Source organism: Sphingomonas changnyeongensis (assembly GCF_009913435.1).
GTDB lineage: Bacteria > Pseudomonadota > Alphaproteobacteria > Sphingomonadales > Sphingomonadaceae > Sphingomonas_B > Sphingomonas_B changnyeongensis.
In genome coordinates this window covers 579,002-593,896 of the sequence record NZ_CP047895.1, presented here as the reverse complement: position 1 = coordinate 593,896, position 14,895 = coordinate 579,002, and the positions used below count along the sequence as shown (strand labels likewise).

13 protein-coding genes and 1 pseudogene are annotated in these 14,895 nt (G+C 69.0%); 10 read left to right on the top strand and 4 right to left on the bottom strand.

Annotated elements, in window-relative coordinates; translation table 11 throughout:
- The first annotated feature begins 8 nt into the window (after positions 1-8).
- From GVO57_RS03035 to murA, 5 genes and pseudogenes are all read left to right on the top strand, one after another.
- Positions 9-479, top strand: coding sequence for a DUF3429 domain-containing protein (locus tag GVO57_RS03035; RefSeq protein WP_160591737.1), 471 nt, complete (start codon positions 9-11; stop codon positions 477-479).
- A 155-nt stretch (positions 480-634) separates the two neighbouring features.
- The gene (locus GVO57_RS03030; protein ID WP_160591735.1) at positions 635-2,428 is read left to right on the top strand and encodes a PHA/PHB synthase family protein; all 1,794 of its coding nucleotides are present in this window, start codon (positions 635-637) and stop codon (positions 2,426-2,428) included.
- A 121-nt stretch (positions 2,429-2,549) separates the two neighbouring features.
- A complete protein-coding gene (locus GVO57_RS03025) occupies positions 2,550-3,383 on the top strand; it encodes a phasin family protein (RefSeq protein ID WP_160591733.1) in 834 nt (277 codons plus the stop codon).
- 159 nt (positions 3,384-3,542) lie between these two features.
- Complete coding sequence (gene clpS, locus GVO57_RS03020) at positions 3,543-3,875, top strand: ATP-dependent Clp protease adapter ClpS (RefSeq protein WP_201752677.1); 333 nt, start codon at positions 3,543-3,545, stop codon at positions 3,873-3,875.
- 53 nt (positions 3,876-3,928) lie between these two features.
- Positions 3,929-5,211: pseudogene (gene murA, locus GVO57_RS03015) on the top strand (UDP-N-acetylglucosamine 1-carboxyvinyltransferase).
- Between the two features lie 14 nt (positions 5,212-5,225).
- Here murA and GVO57_RS03010 read toward each other — a convergent pair.
- The 3 genes from GVO57_RS03010 to GVO57_RS03000 form a co-directional block, all read right to left on the bottom strand.
- Positions 5,226-6,443 carry a DUF445 domain-containing protein gene (locus GVO57_RS03010; protein WP_160593788.1) on the bottom strand — a complete coding sequence of 406 codons (1,218 nt, stop codon included), beginning with the start codon at positions 6,441-6,443 and terminating at the stop codon, positions 5,226-5,228.
- A gap of 146 nt (positions 6,444-6,589) precedes the next feature.
- Positions 6,590-9,664 carry an efflux RND transporter permease subunit gene (locus tag GVO57_RS03005; RefSeq protein WP_160591731.1) on the bottom strand — a complete coding sequence of 1,025 codons (3,075 nt, stop codon included), beginning with the start codon at positions 9,662-9,664 and terminating at the stop codon, positions 6,590-6,592.
- A gap of 23 nt (positions 9,665-9,687) precedes the next feature.
- Positions 9,688-10,869 carry an efflux RND transporter periplasmic adaptor subunit gene (locus GVO57_RS03000; RefSeq protein WP_160591730.1) on the bottom strand — a complete coding sequence of 394 codons (1,182 nt, stop codon included), beginning with the start codon at positions 10,867-10,869 and terminating at the stop codon, positions 9,688-9,690.
- 272 nt (positions 10,870-11,141) lie between these two features.
- Between GVO57_RS03000 and GVO57_RS02995 the strand changes: the two genes are divergently transcribed.
- Positions 11,142-11,402 carry a GlsB/YeaQ/YmgE family stress response membrane protein gene (locus GVO57_RS02995; RefSeq protein ID WP_160591728.1) on the top strand — a complete coding sequence of 87 codons (261 nt, stop codon included), beginning with the start codon at positions 11,142-11,144 and terminating at the stop codon, positions 11,400-11,402.
- A gap of 67 nt (positions 11,403-11,469) precedes the next feature.
- Positions 11,470-12,192 (top strand): SIMPL domain-containing protein, encoded by a 723-nt coding sequence (locus tag GVO57_RS02990; RefSeq protein ID WP_160591726.1) that lies wholly within the window; start codon positions 11,470-11,472, stop codon positions 12,190-12,192.
- Between the two features lie 9 nt (positions 12,193-12,201).
- On the opposite strand, the gene GVO57_RS02985 is transcribed toward GVO57_RS02990, so the two are convergent.
- Positions 12,202-12,459 (bottom strand): GlsB/YeaQ/YmgE family stress response membrane protein, encoded by a 258-nt coding sequence (locus GVO57_RS02985; protein WP_160591724.1) that lies wholly within the window; start codon positions 12,457-12,459, stop codon positions 12,202-12,204.
- 155 nt (positions 12,460-12,614) lie between these two features.
- On the opposite strand from GVO57_RS02985, the gene GVO57_RS02980 reads away from it, so the two are divergent.
- The 3 genes from GVO57_RS02980 to GVO57_RS02970 all read left to right on the top strand — a co-directional run bounded on the left by GVO57_RS02980 (position 12,615) and on the right by GVO57_RS02970 (position 14,836).
- Complete coding sequence (locus tag GVO57_RS02980; protein WP_160591722.1) at positions 12,615-13,376, top strand: class II aldolase/adducin family protein; 762 nt, start codon at positions 12,615-12,617, stop codon at positions 13,374-13,376.
- A gap of 4 nt (positions 13,377-13,380) precedes the next feature.
- Positions 13,381-13,950: a (2Fe-2S)-binding protein gene (locus GVO57_RS02975; RefSeq protein WP_160591720.1), complete on the top strand. Its 570-nt coding sequence runs from the start codon at positions 13,381-13,383 to the stop codon at positions 13,948-13,950.
- A 115-nt stretch (positions 13,951-14,065) separates the two neighbouring features.
- Positions 14,066-14,836 (top strand): RcnB family protein, encoded by a 771-nt coding sequence (locus GVO57_RS02970; RefSeq protein ID WP_233281446.1) that lies wholly within the window; start codon positions 14,066-14,068, stop codon positions 14,834-14,836.
- Positions 14,837-14,895: the final 59 nt, after the last annotated feature.

Below are 14,895 nucleotides of genomic sequence, written 5' to 3'. Positions count from 1 at the left end.
CAAGGGGCATGACCGCTCCCGTCCCGCCCGCACCCGGTGAACTGCCGCCGCTTGCCCGCCTGCTCGGGCTGTCCGGGCTGCTGCCGCAATTGTTCGCGGTGGCGGCGCTGCTGGTCGGCGGGCTGGACTGGCGCTTCACCGCGCTGGCTCTCGCCTACGCCTATGCAGCGCTCATTCTCAGTTTTCTGGGCGGTTTGTGGTGGGGGCTCGGTGCGCGCGCGCCCGCCGGTGCGCCGCCATGGCTGTGGATCGCCGCTGTCGCGCCTTCGCTGATCGCGCTCGCCAGCGCCATTCCCTGGTCGATCGGCGCGCGCTGGCCGGGACCGTCGCTGGTGCTGATCGGCGGATCGTTGATCGCCGCCCTTGCCGTCGACCTGCGGCTGGTCGCGCGCGGCATCGCCCCGGCGGGCTGGCTCGCGCTCCGGGTGCCGCTGTCGCTTGGCCTGGGAACGCTGACCCTGATCGCCGCGATGCTGTGAGGTTTGTGGCGCGGGGTTGATCGGGAAGGACGGCACCGGGGGTTTTTGTCTGTCGCGGCACCGGCCCGCACCCCCACCCCGCCCAAATCGCGCATGACCTTTGCCGATGCCGGGGCTAGACTGGCCCGCGACCCGCAGCGAGCACAGGAAGGTCCATGGCCAGCCAGACGCACGATTCCGCCGCCCCGACGCTCGAGGAGCTGCAGCGCTGGACCTGGGTGATCGGCCGTGCCCAGCAGCTGATGCTCGAACATGGCGTCGAGACGATGCTGAAGGTGGCCGAGACCCCGCCGCCGGGGGGCGCGCTGGCCGCCGCCTCTCTGGCTCCCGTGCCGCTCGCCATGCCGGGGCTGGGCGGCATGGGCGATGCCGCCGCGCTGGCCCGCGCGGCCGGGGATTTCTGGATGGACGCGCTCAAGCTGTGGACCTGTGCGCTGGGCGGCGGGCTGGCGGGTGAGGCGGGCGGCGCGCCACCGGCGCGGGCCGACCGGCGGTTCGATGCGCCCGAATGGCGCGACCATCCGACCTATGACCTGATCCGGCAAATGTATCTGCTGATCGGCGACCATCTGTTGCGCGGGGTCGATCTGATCGAGGGAGTCGAGCCGCAGGAGCGCGAAAAGCTGCGCTTTGCGACGCGCACGATGATGGATGCGCTCAGCCCGTCCAACTTCGTTTTCACCAACCCGCTGGTGATGAAGAAGACGCTGGAGACCGGGGGCGAGAATCTGCTGCGCGGGCTGGAGCATCTGCTCAAGGATCTGCGTCAGGGCCAGCTCAGCCATGTCGCCCCGGGCGCGTTCGAGCTGGGGAAGAACCTTGCCACCACGCCCGGCAAGGTCGTCAAGCGCACGCGGCTCTACGAACTGATCCAATATGCGCCGACGACGACCGAGGTGCTGGAAACGCCGCTGGTCATCTTTCCGCCTTGGATCAACCGCTTCTACATTCTCGACCTCAGCCCGAAGAAAAGCTTCATCCGCTGGGCGGTCGATCAGGGGCTGACGGTGTTCGTCGTCAGCTGGAAATCGGCCGATGCGTCGATGCGCGACGTGACCTGGGACGATTATGTCGCCGCGCAGATCGACGCCGTCGACACGATCCGCGACCTGCTGGGCGTGCGCGGCGTGCACACGATCGGCTATTGCGTCGCCGGCACCACGCTTGCCGCGACGCTGGCGGTGCTTGCCGCGCGCGGCGAGGCCGACAAGGTGGCCTCGGCGACCTTCTTCACCGCCCAGGTCGATTTCAGCCGCGCCGGGGACCTGAAGCTGTTCGTCGATGATGACCAGCTGAAGATGCTCGAGGGGCTGGCCCCCGAGGGCTATTTCGACGGCCGCTACATGGCCGCGACCTTCAACCTGCTGCGCGGCCGCGACCTGATCTGGAACTATGTCGTCAACAACTATCTGCTGGGCGAGGATTATCCCCAGTTCGATCTGCTGCACTGGAACGGCGACACCACCAACCTGCCGGCGGCGTGGCACCGCGCCTATCTGGCCGACCTGTACCGCGACAACAAGCTGGTGGTGCCCAAGGCGCTGACCGTGCTCGGCCAGCCGGTCGATCTGCGGCAGGTGCAGACCCCGGCCTATGTGCAGGCGGGGCGCGAGGACCATATCGCCCCGCCCGAATCGGTGTGGAAGATCACCGATCATTTCGCAGGGCCGCTGCGCTTCGTGCTTGCCGGGTCGGGCCATATCGCCGGGGTGGTGAACCCGCCGTCCGCCGGCAAATATCAATATTGGACCAATGCGAACAAGGCCGGATCGCTGGCCGAGTTCGTGGCCGGCGCGACCGAGACGCCGGGCAGCTGGTGGCCGGACTGGATCGGCTGGATCGAGGACCGGTCGCGCGACAAGGTGAGCGCCAAGCGCGCGCGCATCCCCGGCAAGGGCGCATTGCCGGCGCTTGCCGATGCGCCGGGAGACTATGTCCGCCAGCGCTGACCGTTTCTTGTGCAATGCACAAAAAACAGCTTGAACCGGAGCCGCGCAAGCATTATTGTGCAATGCAGCAAAACGCTCCGGTCCGGGTTGTCCGGCCCGGCATCGTTCGGGACAGACTGCGATGAGCGCACGGACCAACAAGCCCGGCAGCAAGGCCGGCACGCCCAAGGCGGCCAAGGCCGCTCCGACGGCGGCGGTTGCCGAAAAGCCGGTCGCCAAGGTTGCCGCCCCCAAGCCGGCTGCACCGGCTCAGCCAATCCCGGCAGCGCCGGTCAAGGCGGCCTCTGCCAAGACCGCGCCTGCTAAGGCCGAACCTGTCAAGGCCGAACCTGTCAAGGCTCAGGTGATCAAGGCCGAACCGGCTGCACCCGTCACGGCTGTGGCCGATCCTGTTCCGGCTCCGGCCGTGCCTGCTGCCGCTGCCCCGACCGATCAAACCCTCCCCGCTGCGGGCGTTGCCCCGGCGCCGACCGAAGGACCGAAGATGACCGACACCGTCCACACCGCCGCCGAAACCGCCACCGGCTTTGCCGCCGACGCCCAGGCTCGCGCCCAGGCGATGTTCGCCGAAATGAACGACCGCGCCAAGGCGGCGATGGAGCGTTCGGCCAAGATGCTCGAAGAGCTGGGCGATCTGAACAAGGGCAATATCGAAGCCGTGGTCGAAAGCTCGCGCGTCGCCGCCAAGGCTGCCGAAACGCTTGGCCAGCACGCTGCCGAAACCGCGCGCAAGGGCTTTGAACAGGCGACCGCGGCGTTCAAGGGCTTCGCTTCGGCCAAGACCCCGACCGAGCTGTTCCAGATGCAGAGCGATTTCATGCGCAAGAGCTTTGATGACATGATCGCCGATGCCGCCAAGACCAGCGAAACCGTGCTGAAGCTGGCCGGTGACGTCATGCAGCCGCTGTCGAACCGCGTCGCGGTGGCGGCGGAGAAGATCAAGACCGTCGCCTGATCGCGCCGGACCCTGTTCCAGACGGGCCGTTCCCCGGCAAAGCCCGGGGAGCGGCCCGTTCCCGTTTTTGCCCGGCCCTTGCAGCCGGGCGGGGCGATGCCATATTCTGATCCGGCCATGATTCAGCACCCGCGCGACATTTGCCCTGAAGCGCCGCTTATGGCGGGCGACGAGGATGATGCCGGAACCGGCCCTGGCACCGGCGTCGGCGTGGCGACGCGCACCCGCGCGAAGCCCAAAAAGCCGTCGCTCTACAAGGTGCTGATGCTCAACGACGATTATACGCCGATGGAGTTCGTCGTCCTTGTGCTGCAGCGGTTTTTCCGCATGGGCATCGAGGATGCGACGCGGGTGATGCTGCACGTCCACCAGAAGGGCGTCGGCGTCTGCGGCATTTTTTCCTATGAGGTGGCCGAGAGCAAGGTGTCGCAGGTCATGGACTTTGCGCGCCAGCACCAGCACCCGCTGCAGTGCACGCTCGAGAAAGCGTGACGCTGCCACCGGCCGCCACTTGCGCGCGCCCCTGCACGCGTTAAGCACCCGACATGGACCGTATCGTCATTCGTGGCGGCCGCCCGCTTGAGGGCCGCCTGCCGATCTCGGGCGCGAAGAACTCGGCGCTCACCCTGCTGCCCTGCGCGCTGCTGACCGATGAGCCGCTGACGCTCCGCAACCTGCCGCGGCTCGCCGATGTCGACAGTTTCGGCCATCTGCTCAACCAGCTGGGCGTGTCGACGACCACCGAAGGCACAAGGCCGGAGGATTTCGGCCGCGTGATGACGATGCGCGCGACCAGCCTGACCGCGACGATGGCCCCTATGACATCGTCCGCAAGATGCGCGCCTCGATCCTGGTGCTCGGCCCGATTCTCGCCCGCGCCGGGGAAGCGACCGTCTCGCTGCCCGGCGGCTGCGCGATCGGCAACCGGCCGATCGACCTGCATCTGAAAGCGCTCGAGGCGATGGGCGCGAAGATCGAACTGGCAAGCGGCTATGTCCGCGCCTCCGCCCCTGGCGGGCGGCTGCCCGGCGGCATTGTCGATTTTCCGATCGTGTCGGTCGGCGCGACCGAAAATGCGCTGATGGCCGCCGTCACCGCCTCCGGCCGCACGGTGCTCAACAATGCCGCGCGCGAGCCGGAGATTGTCGATCTCTGCCGCTGCCTGATCGCGATGGGCGCGCGGATCGACGGCGTGGGCACCGAAACGCTGACCATCGACGGGGTGCGCGCGCTGCACGGCGCGACCTATGCCGTCATGCCCGACCGGATCGAAGCGGGCAGCTATGCCTGTGCCGTCGCCATCACCGGCGGCAAGCTCGATCTGGTCGGCGCGCGCGCGAGCGAAATGCGCGCCACCATTGCCGGGCTGAGCGAGGCGGGGGTCGAGGTCGAGGAACTGGCCGATGGTCTCAGGATCACCGCATCGGGGCGGCTCAAGGCGCTGTCGGTGTCGACCGCGCCCTATCCGGGCTTTGCCACCGACATGCAGGCCCAGTTCATGGCCATGCTGACCCTCGCCGAAGGGTCGAGCGTGCTGACCGAGACGATTTTTGAAAACCGCTATATGCACGTGCCCGAGCTGTCGCGCATGGGCGCCGACATTCAGGTGCGCGGCCGCTCTGCGGTGGTCCATGGCGTGGCCGGGCTGACCGGGGCGCCGGTGATGGCGACCGATCTGCGCGCGTCGATGAGCCTGATCATCGCCGGGCTGGCGGCCAAAGGCGAGACGCAGGTGCGGCGCGTCTATCACCTCGACCGCGGCTATGAACGGCTGGAGGAAAAGCTGAGCGCGGTCGGCGCGGACATCGAGCGCGACAGCGAGGGCTGATCCGCGCCTGGCCGTCAGAGCCAGACTGACAGGCCGTGCAGGGCAAGGCCGACCAGCCCGCCCACCAGCGTGCCGTTGATGCGGATATATTGCAGGTCGCGGCCGACGGCATCTTCGACCCGCCGGGTCACGGTCTGGCTGTCCCAGCTGCGGATCGTGTCGCTGACCAGCCTGACCAGCGGATCGCCATAGCGGGCCGCAAAGCCGGTCGCGGTGCGCCGCGCAAAGCGGTTGAGCGCGCGCTGCAACCGCGGATCGGCGGTCAGCGCAGTCCCCAGCTGGCTGAGCACCGCGCCCAGCCGGCCCGACGCGGCCGCGCCCGGGTCACGCGCGGCGCGCAGCAATGCGGCCCGCGCCTGTTCCCACAGCCCGTCGATCCAGGCGCGCATCGCCGGATTGTCGAGCAGCTCGTCACGCAGCCGGGCGACCCGTCGTCCCATCGCCGGATCATGTTCCAGATCATGGGCAAGGTCGGCCAGCCCCTGGTCGATCCGCATGCGCAGCGGATGGCCGGGATCGGCGGCGACGTCGTCGATCAGCCGCAACAGCCCGTCGATCAGCTTGTCGGCCAGCGTCTCGTCCAGCCCGGTCCAGCGCAGGATCGATCCGGCGCGCTCATGCACCATCTGGCGGATGACATGCTCGTTCGCCTCCAGCGCCCGGCTGGTCCAGCGCAGCAGCCCGTCGATCAGCGGCAGGTGCCGGTCCTTGGCCAGCGCCGCGCCGAGCGCCTGGCCGAGCAGCGGGGCCGCATCCAGCCGGCGCAGCCGCGTGTCGATGGCCTCGCGCGCCATGCCGCCCAGGCTTGCGGGATCGAGCGCCTCCAGCAGATCGGCGGCCAGCCGCGTCGCGCCGTCGCGCACCCGGCCATCGCCCAGTGTCGGCAGGGTCAGGAAGCGGACGGCCGCGCCGGCCACGTCGACCCGCCGCATCCGCCGGGCGACCACCGCCGGGATCAGGAAATGGGTGCGCAGGAACCGGGCGAGCGTGTCGCCGATCCGGTCCTTGTTGCGCGGAATGATCGCCGTGTGCGGGATCGGCAGGCCGAGCGGATGCCGGAACAGCGCGGTGACCGCGAACCAGTCGGCCAGCCCGCCGACCATCGCCGCTTCGGCAAAGGCGCGCACGAACCCGAGCGCCGGGGCAAGGGCCGGATCGGCGGGCTCAAGCAGCCGTGCGCCGATGAAGATCGCCGCCATCAGGATCAGCAGCCCGGTCGCCACCAGCCGCATCCGCCTGAGGCCCGCCACGCCGTCCGCCGCGCCGTCGCGCGGGCCGGCCAGCAGGCGCGGGGGGAGAGACGGGACCGGGGGCGGCGGCAGGGAGGGGGCACGCTCATGACCGAGACAAAGCGCGACCCCCGTTCGGGTTCAACCCCTTATTCCGCCGGCTGCGCCGCGCGCCGGCCATCATCGCCGGGCCGGAAGGTGAGCAGCCGCGACAGCAGCCGGCCCAGCCGCCGTTCCAGATCGTCGGCCAGGCTGAAACCCGCCGGCACGATGATCAGGGTCAGCAGCGTCGACAGGATCAGCCCGCCGATCACCGTCACGCCCATCGGCGCGCGCCACGCACCATCGCCGGTCAGCGACAGCGCGGTCGGGATCATGCCGGCGACCATCGCCACCGTGGTCATCACGATCGGCTGGGCGCGCTTGTGCCCGGCATCGAGGATCGCCTCGTCCTTCGGCACGCCCTTGCCGATTTCCTCCAGCGCGAAATCGACGAGCAGGATCGAGTTCTTGGCAACGATGCCGAGCAGCATCAGCAGGCCGATGAACACCGGCATCGACACCGGCTGGCCGGCGATGTGGAGCGCGATCGCCGCGCCCAGCGGGGCGAGCAGCAGCGAGCCCATGTTGACGAAGGGCGGCATCACCCGGCGGTAGAGCAGCACCAGCACCGCGAACACCAGTAGCACGCCCGAGATAACGGCGATGACAAAGTTCTGGACCAGCTCGGCCTGCCATTTGGCGTCGCCCTGCGTCACCCGCCGGATGCCCTGGGGCAGGTTGGCATAGCTGGGCAGCTTGTTGATCTTGTCCATCGCCTGGCTGTTGATCACGCCGGGCGCGAGATCGGCGCCGATGACCACGCGGCGGATCTGGTTGTAGCGGCGGATCTCGGTTGGCCCCGCGCCGAAGCTGATTTCCGCCACCGCCTTCAGCGGCACCGAACCGCCGGTCGCCGTCGGCACCGGCAGGTTCTCGATCGTCGACAGGTTGGTCCGCGCCTGTTCGGGCAGCATCACCCGGATCGGGATCTGCCGGTCGGACAGCGAGAATTTGGCGACATTCTGGTCGATGTCGCCCAGCGTCGCGATGCGGATCGCCTGGCTGAGCGCGCTTGTCGTCACGCCCAGATCGGCAGCCAGATCGAGCCGCGGCTTGATCAGGATTTCCGGCCGGCTCATGTCGCCCTCGATGCGCGCGGCGCGCACTTCGGACAGCTGGCCCATTTCGCGCACGATCTTGAGCGCCTGGGCGTTGAGCGCGACCGGATCGTCGCCGCCGATTACGATCGTGATGTCGCGGCCCGAAAACCCGCCCGACTGGGACTGGAAGCTGACCCGCGCATCGGCGATCGCCGCCAGCTGCGGCTGGAGCGCGCGTTCGAACTCGACGCTCGACCGTTCCCGGCCTTTCTTGAGGGTGATGAAGATGTCGCCATTGCCGACATTCACATCGGCAAAGGCCGCGGCGACCTCGGGCTGGCGGCTGAGCAGATCGGCTGCCCGGTCGGTCACCCGCTCGGTCTGCGCAAGCGTCGAGCCGGGGGGCAGCTCGATCTTCACCTGGCTGAAATCGCTGTCGACGGTCGGCTGGAACTGCATCGGCAGCGTCGCGAAAGCGACGATGGTCGCGGCAAAGGACGCGACCGCGAGGCCGACCGTCCACCAGCGATGGCCAAGCGACCAGCGCAGGATCGCCATGTAACGGTCCATCAGCCAGCCGCCGCCATGTTCGACCTCGCCATGCGCCTTCAGGAAATAGGCGGCGATCATCGGCGTGATCATGCGCGCGACGCCCAGCGACATCAGCACCGCGACGACGACGGTCATGCCGAACTGGATGAAGAACTGGCCCGAAATCCCCGGCATCAGCGCGACGGGCAGGAACACCGCGACGATCGCCATGGTGGTGGCGAGCACGGCGAGGCCGATCTCGTCGGCGGCGTCGATCGATGCCTGATAGGCGCTTTTACCCATCCGCATGTGCCGGACGATGTTCTCGATCTCCACGATCGCGTCGTCGACGAGCACGCCCGACACCAGGCTCAGCGCCAACAGGCTGAGATTGTTGAGCGTGAAGCCCATCAGGTCCATGAACCAGAAGGCCGGGATCGCCGACAGCGGGATGGCGAGCGCCGAGATGATGGTCGCCCGGAAATCGCGCAGGAACAGGAACACGACGACGACGGCGAGCACCGCGCCCTCGACCATCGACCAGATCGACGATTTATACTGTTCCTTCACATAGTCGGTGCGCGTGAACAGGATGCTGAACCTGACCTTGGGGTTGGCCTTTTCCAGCTCGCGCAGCACCTTTTCGGCTTCGTCATGGATGGTCACGTCGGACGCACCCTTGGCCTTGGCGATCGAGAAGCTGAGCACCTGCCGCCCGTTCATCTTCGCAAGGCTGCGCTGTTCGGCATAGCTGTCGCGCACGGTGGCGATGTCGGCCAGGCGCACGCGCCGGCCTCCACCGACCGAGATTTCGGTCTGGCCGAGCTGATAGGCGGTCGCCGCATTGCCGAGCACGCGCACCGCCTGTTCGGATCCGGCGATCTGGGCGCGCCCGCCCGCGGCGTTGAGGTTGATCTGGCGCAGCTGCAGATTGACCTGCGCGGCGGTCAGCCCCTGGGCCTGCATGCGGGCGGGATCGAGGATCACGCGGATCTCGCGGTTCACCCCGCCCGAACGGCGCACCTGAGCCATGCCGCCAATGCCCAGCAGCTGCTTGGCAACCGTGTTGTCGACATACCAGGACAGCTCTTCGAGCGTCATGTCGACCGCTTCGGCCGAATAATAGGTCACCGGGCCGCCCGCGATGTCGATGCGTGCGACCTGCGGTTCCAGAATGCCTTCGGGCAGATCGCCGCGGATGTTCGAGACCGCCTGGTTCACGTCGTTGAACGCGCGGTCGACGGGGGTGCCGATCGCGAACTGCACCATCGTGCGGCTGTTGCCTTCGCTGACATAGGACGAGATTTCATCGACGCCCGAAATGCCGCGCACCGCCGCCTCGACGCGCTGGGTGACCTGGGTTTCCAGCTCTGTCGGCGCGGCACCGGGCTGGGCGACCACGACCTGCACGGCCGGGAAGCTGATGTCCGGATTCTCGTTGACGTCCATCCGCCAGAAGGCGACCAGCCCGGCCAGCGTCAGCGCGACGAAAAGGACGATGGGCGGCACCGGGTTGCGGATCGACCAGGCCGAGATGTTGCGAAAGCTCATCGCGCTTATTCCCTCAGCTATGCTCAGCGCCGCGCCGGGTTGACGCGCTCGGGCACCACCGTCTCGCCCGGATTGATGAACGCGCCCGCCGACAGCACGACCCGTTCGGTCCCGTTCAGGCCGTCGATGATCGCGATGCCATTGTCGCCGACCTGGCCGGTGCGCACGGCGCGGCGGGCCACCTTGTTCGCCCCGTCGACGATATAGACGAAGTTGCCGCTATTGTCGCTCAGCACCGCCGATTCGGGCAGCACCGGCGCCTCGATATTGCCGGTGAGGACATCGGTCTGCGCAAAGCCGCCCGGACGCAGCGCCGGATCATAGGCGAGCGCGATGCGCGCCGTGCCCTGACGGGTGTTGGGATCGATGATCGGCGACACCTGCCACACCTCGCCGGTGAACGACCGGGTCGATCCGACCGGCGTCACCGTCGCGCGGACGCCGGGGCGCAGCCCCGCCAGATCGGATTCGGCCAGCTGCGCGCGCAGCTCCATCTGGCCGCCCGCGGCGATGCGGAACAGCACGCCGCTGCCCGCGCCGACCACCTGGCCCGGCTCGACCGCGCGGGTCAGCACCAGCCCGGCTGCCGGCGCACGAATGTCCAGCCGCCCGGTGCGCGCCCGCGCTTCGGCCAGCTGGGCGCGCGCCACGCGCACGCGGGCCAGCGCCGCATCGCGCGTCGCGGTGCGGCGGTCGACATCGGCCTGCGAAATGAACCCGCGCGCGACCAGCTGGCGGGCGCGTTCCAGTTCGTTATCGGCCAGCCGGGCATCGGCCTCGGCCACGCCGACCTGCGCGGCGAGCGATTCGTTCTGCTGCGCCTGCACGGCGCGCTCGATCACCGCGAGCACCGCCCCTGCGGCCACCCAGTCGCCCGGTTCGACCAGAACGCGCTGCACCATGCCGCCTTCGCCCACCACGCCGACCGGCATTTCGCGCCGCGCCGCCAGCTGACCGGTGGCCGAGACGGTGCGCGCCACCGGCTGGCGCGCCGGCACGATCACCGAGACGTGCGGCGCCTCCGCCTTGCCGCCCTTGGCCGGGGCGGAGGCCGTGTCGCCGCCGCGCCCGAACAGCAGATAGGCACCGATGACCGCGACCAGCACGACGGCGATCCCGACGATCAGCGCGCGCCGGCGCCGCGCGCCCGTATCAATCAACTGCTGGCCCACATCCTGCGACAGGACGTTCGTTTCGTAGTTCATCAGCTCAACCTTCCGCAGCGGCGGTCCTGGAAAACACCCGCTGTATTATCCTAATAAGTCACCTGTCTCAAGTGCCGAATCCGCCGCCACGGAAGGCGCTCCGGCCCAGCTACGTCGCCCGGCGACGCCCGGACGCCTCCGGCGCCGCCGCCCGCGCGAAAATTGCGCCGGGCAGGTCGGGCGGTTCGCCGCATCCGGGCTTGCCTTTGCCGCTACGGCGGCTGAACTGTGCACGCTGCCCTTCGCGGGCGGCGCGTCAGGAAAGGGCTGCGTTGGAACGGGATCTGTTTTTGTGGATTGCGGTCGGGCTGGTGTCAGGCCTTGCCGTGACGCTGATCCTGCGGCGCCGCGATCCCGGCGGCTTCGTCGTCGCGCTGCTGCTCGGCATTGCCGGGGCGGTGGGCAGCGGGGCGCTGGTGCTGTCGATCCTCGGCCCGGCGCTCACCCCGCTTGCCAGCGGGGCCTGTGCCGCCTGTGGCGCGCTGGCGCTGGTCATCGGTTACCGGCTGGTGCTGCGCCTGCGCGCGCCCTGATCTGCCGTTCAGCCCCGGTTTAGCGCGCCGGCGTCACTGCTGGGCTCACCCGCAACCGGAGACCTGCATGCGCCTGTTCCACCCCCTTGTCGCGCTGCCGCTGCTGGCGGCCCCGCCCGTCCTCCAGCCGCTGCTGGCGCAGCCCGCCATGCCCGCATCCGCCCCGGTGACGGGGACGGTGCTCGACATCGAATCGCGCGGCGAGGTGCAGGTGCGCCCCGATCTGGCGGTGATCGGCGCAGGGGTGGTGACCGAGGCCGCCGATGCGCGGACCGCGCTTGCCGACAACAGCCGGCGGATGGCGGCGGTGATCGCCGCGCTCGCCCGCGCCGGCGTGGCGGAGGCGGATATCCGCACCGAGCAGGTTTCGCTGCAGCCGCAATATCGCCATGCCGAAAACCGGCCGCCGGTGATCACCGGCTACCGCGCGGTCAACAACCTGTCGGTGCGGCTGCGCGATATCGGCCGCGCCGGGGCGGTGCTCGACACGCTGGTCGCAAATGGCATCAACCAGATCAACGGTCCCGACCTGACGGTGGCCGATCCCGCCGCCGCGCTCGATGCGGCGCGGCGCGAGGCGGTGGCGACGGCGCGGGCGCGCGCCCGCCTTTATGCCGAGGCCGCCGGGCTGACCGTCCACCGCATCGTCGCGATCCGCGAGGGCGACGACACCGGACGGCCGATCCCGGTCGCGATGCTCCGCATGGAAGCGACCGCCGCCGACACCAAGATCATGCCGGGCGAACAGACGCTGGGCGTGACCTTGCAGGTCAGGTTCGAGCTGCGCTGACCGGTCCCCTCAGCGCACGCTGCCGTGCCGCACGAGGTTGACGATCGCCAGCAGCGCCACCGCGCCCAGGAACGACACGATCAGCGAGCTGAGCGAGAAATCATTGCTGTTGATCGTGCCGCCGGCCACCACCAGCCCGGCGATGAACGCGCCGACGATGCCGACGACGATGTTGAGCAATATGCCCTGCTGGGCGTCGGTGCGCATGACGATGCTCGCCAGCCAGCCGATGACCCCGCCGATGACGAGCCACAGGATAAGGTTCATGCCCGGTCCTCCCTTTGCTGGCGGCCTGAGGGTCGGGGCCGCCGGTCCTCAGGTTCAGGACTCGCGAATGCGGCCAAGGGTTCCGTTCCCGGATCCGTTGAAGGCCGGCGCGCTTCCGTGCGATACTCAGGGGGGACAGACAAAGGAGAGGCAGGATGGCAACGGCGATCAAGACGCGTCCGGACATGAGCGCGGCGGAATGGGAAGCGCGGCAGGAGCTGGCCGCCTGCTACCGGGTCTTCGCGATGCTCGGCTGGGACGAGATGATCTACAACCACATCACGGTGAAGCTGCCGGATGAGGACGGGGCGTTTCTGATCAACCCGTTCGGCCTGCATTTCAGCGAGGTGAAGGCGTCGAACCTCGTCAAGATCGACATTGACGGCAACAAGCTCGACGACAATCCCTATCCGGTCAATCTTGCCGGCTTTACCCAGCACAGCGTGTTTCACCGGCACCTGCATGATGCGCATTGCATCATCCACACCCACACGACCGCCGGTATGGCGGTGAGCGCGCTCGAAGGCGGGCTGCAGCCGGTCAACTTCTACGCCTGCAACTTTATCGGCCAGATCGCCTATCACCCGTTCGAAGGCGTGACGGTGCGCGGCGAAGAGGGCGAAAGGCTGATCCGCAACCTTGGCGACAAGCGGGTGATGTTCCTTGAAAATCACGGCATTCTGGTGATGGGCCGCACGCTGCCCGAAGCGTTCATCAAGCATTGGTCGCTGCAGCGCGCCTGCGAGATCCAGCTGGCGACGCTGTCGATGGGCCAGGCCGTCCGCATCCCCGACGAGGTGGTGGCCGTCCATCAGCGCGATCTGTCCAAGGTCCAGATCCCTGGCGGGCCGGGCAAGGCCGATTTCGCCGCGATGGTCCGGCTGGTCGATCGCATCGACACCAGCTGGCGCGAGTGACGGGGTGACCCGCTTCACGGTCAACAACCAGCCGGTCAGCTATGCGCTCGATCCGCAGACGCCGCTGCTCTGGGCGCTGCGCGACGCATCGAACCTGACCGGCACCAAGTTCGGCTGCGGCACCGGCGAATGTGGGGCGTGCATCGTCGATATCGACGGCGCGGCGGTGCCCAGCTGCCGCGTGTCGATCGCCGCGTGCGAGGGGCGGTTCGTCACCACCATCGAGGGGCTGTCGCGCGACCGCAGCCATCCGGTGCAGCAGGCCTTTGCCGCGCTGGGCGTCAGCCAGTGCGGGTTCTGCATCCCGGGCATGGTGATGGCGGCGGCCGCGCTGATTCGCCGCAATCCGTCGCCCGCCGATGCCGAGATCGATGCGGCGATCACCAATATCTGCCGGTGCGGCATCTATCCGCGGCTGCGCGAGGCGATCCGGCTGGCCGGGCGGATCGCGACCGGGGCGGAGACGGTGTCGGCGCTGCCGCCGCCGGGCATCGATCCGGGCGATGCCGCCGCCGCCGTGCCCGCGCTCACGCCGCTCCGGTCGCCGGGCGCGGCTGCGCCTGACGCCCGCTGAACTGCCCAAAGCTGAACGGGCGGCGGGGCCGCGCTTCACCTTGCCTTCATCGGCGATCGACCAGTCTGTGCCAGCGATGATGCCCGCACCGGCGGGCGGATGAAGGAGAATGTCGATGCGCGTGCCGCTGATCGCGATGGCCGGAATGGCGCTGCTGCCGGTTCCCGTCGCCGCGCAGGACCAGTCGGCCCCGGCGACGATGGACGTCGGCGTCATCGAACGCGCGCCCGATTCGACCAATGCGCCCGATCGCCTCGGCCGTGACTGGCAGCGTTATCGCGGCGATCGCGGGCGGGCAGGGGAGCGGACCAGCCCCGGCTGGCGGGAACCCGAGCGTGGCACGGACGACCGCCGGGGCGCACCCGGCAGGCGTGACGGGACCGATGATCGCGACCGGCAGGATCGCACCCCCGGGGACTGGCGCAGCGACCGGCGCGATGACCGGCGAGACGAGGACTGGCGCGATGATGGCCGGCGCGATGGACGCTGGCGCGCCGGCGGCGCGCCGGAACAGGGCTGGGATGACGACCGCTCACAGCGCGATCGCCGGGGCTGGGGCCGCGACGGCGGGCGCGACTGGGATCCTGGCTGGCGGCAGGACCGGCGTTATGACTGGCAGGGCTGGCGCGCGCGCCATGGCGGCGTCCGCCCGCCGCGCTACGTCCCGCCGCCGGGCTGGGCGCATGGCTATCGCCGCTTCCGCCCCGGACTGATCATCGCGCCGCCGATCTTCGGGCGCGGCTACTGGCTTGCCGATCCGTTCGCCTATCGCCTGCCGCCGGCCTGGGGCGCCTATCGCTGGATCCGCTATTATGACGATGTGCTGCTGGTCGACATCCGCTCCGGGCGGGTGGTCGACATGGTGATCGGCTTTTTCCGCTGGTGATGCGAAAAGGGCCGGGGCATCGCTGCCCCGGCCCGATCCGGTCGGTTGCCGATCCCGTG

Excerpts from the sequence above, each read along its gene's own strand:
- GVO57_RS03035 (WP_160591737.1), top strand. The coding sequence starts at position 9 with ATGACCGCTCCCGTCCCGCCCGCACCCGGTGAACTGCCGCCGCTTGCC.
- GVO57_RS03030 (WP_160591735.1), top strand. The coding sequence starts at position 635 with ATGGCCAGCCAGACGCACGATTCCGCCGCCCCGACGCTCGAGGAGCTG.
- GVO57_RS03025 (WP_160591733.1), top strand. The coding sequence starts at position 2,550 with ATGAGCGCACGGACCAACAAGCCCGGCAGCAAGGCCGGCACGCCCAAG.
- clpS (WP_201752677.1), top strand. The coding sequence starts at position 3,543 with ATGGCGGGCGACGAGGATGATGCCGGAACCGGCCCTGGCACCGGCGTC.
- GVO57_RS03010 (WP_160593788.1), bottom strand. The coding sequence starts at position 6,443 with ATGCGGCTGGTGGCGACCGGGCTGCTGATCCTGATGGCGGCGATCTTC.
- GVO57_RS03005 (WP_160591731.1), bottom strand. The coding sequence starts at position 9,664 with ATGAGCTTTCGCAACATCTCGGCCTGGTCGATCCGCAACCCGGTGCCG.
- GVO57_RS03000 (WP_160591730.1), bottom strand. The coding sequence starts at position 10,869 with ATGAACTACGAAACGAACGTCCTGTCGCAGGATGTGGGCCAGCAGTTG.
- GVO57_RS02990 (WP_160591726.1), top strand. The coding sequence starts at position 11,470 with ATGCGCCTGTTCCACCCCCTTGTCGCGCTGCCGCTGCTGGCGGCCCCG.
- GVO57_RS02985 (WP_160591724.1), bottom strand. The coding sequence starts at position 12,459 with ATGAACCTTATCCTGTGGCTCGTCATCGGCGGGGTCATCGGCTGGCTG.
- GVO57_RS02980 (WP_160591722.1), top strand. The coding sequence starts at position 12,615 with ATGGCAACGGCGATCAAGACGCGTCCGGACATGAGCGCGGCGGAATGG.
- GVO57_RS02970 (WP_233281446.1), top strand. The coding sequence starts at position 14,066 with ATGCGCGTGCCGCTGATCGCGATGGCCGGAATGGCGCTGCTGCCGGTT.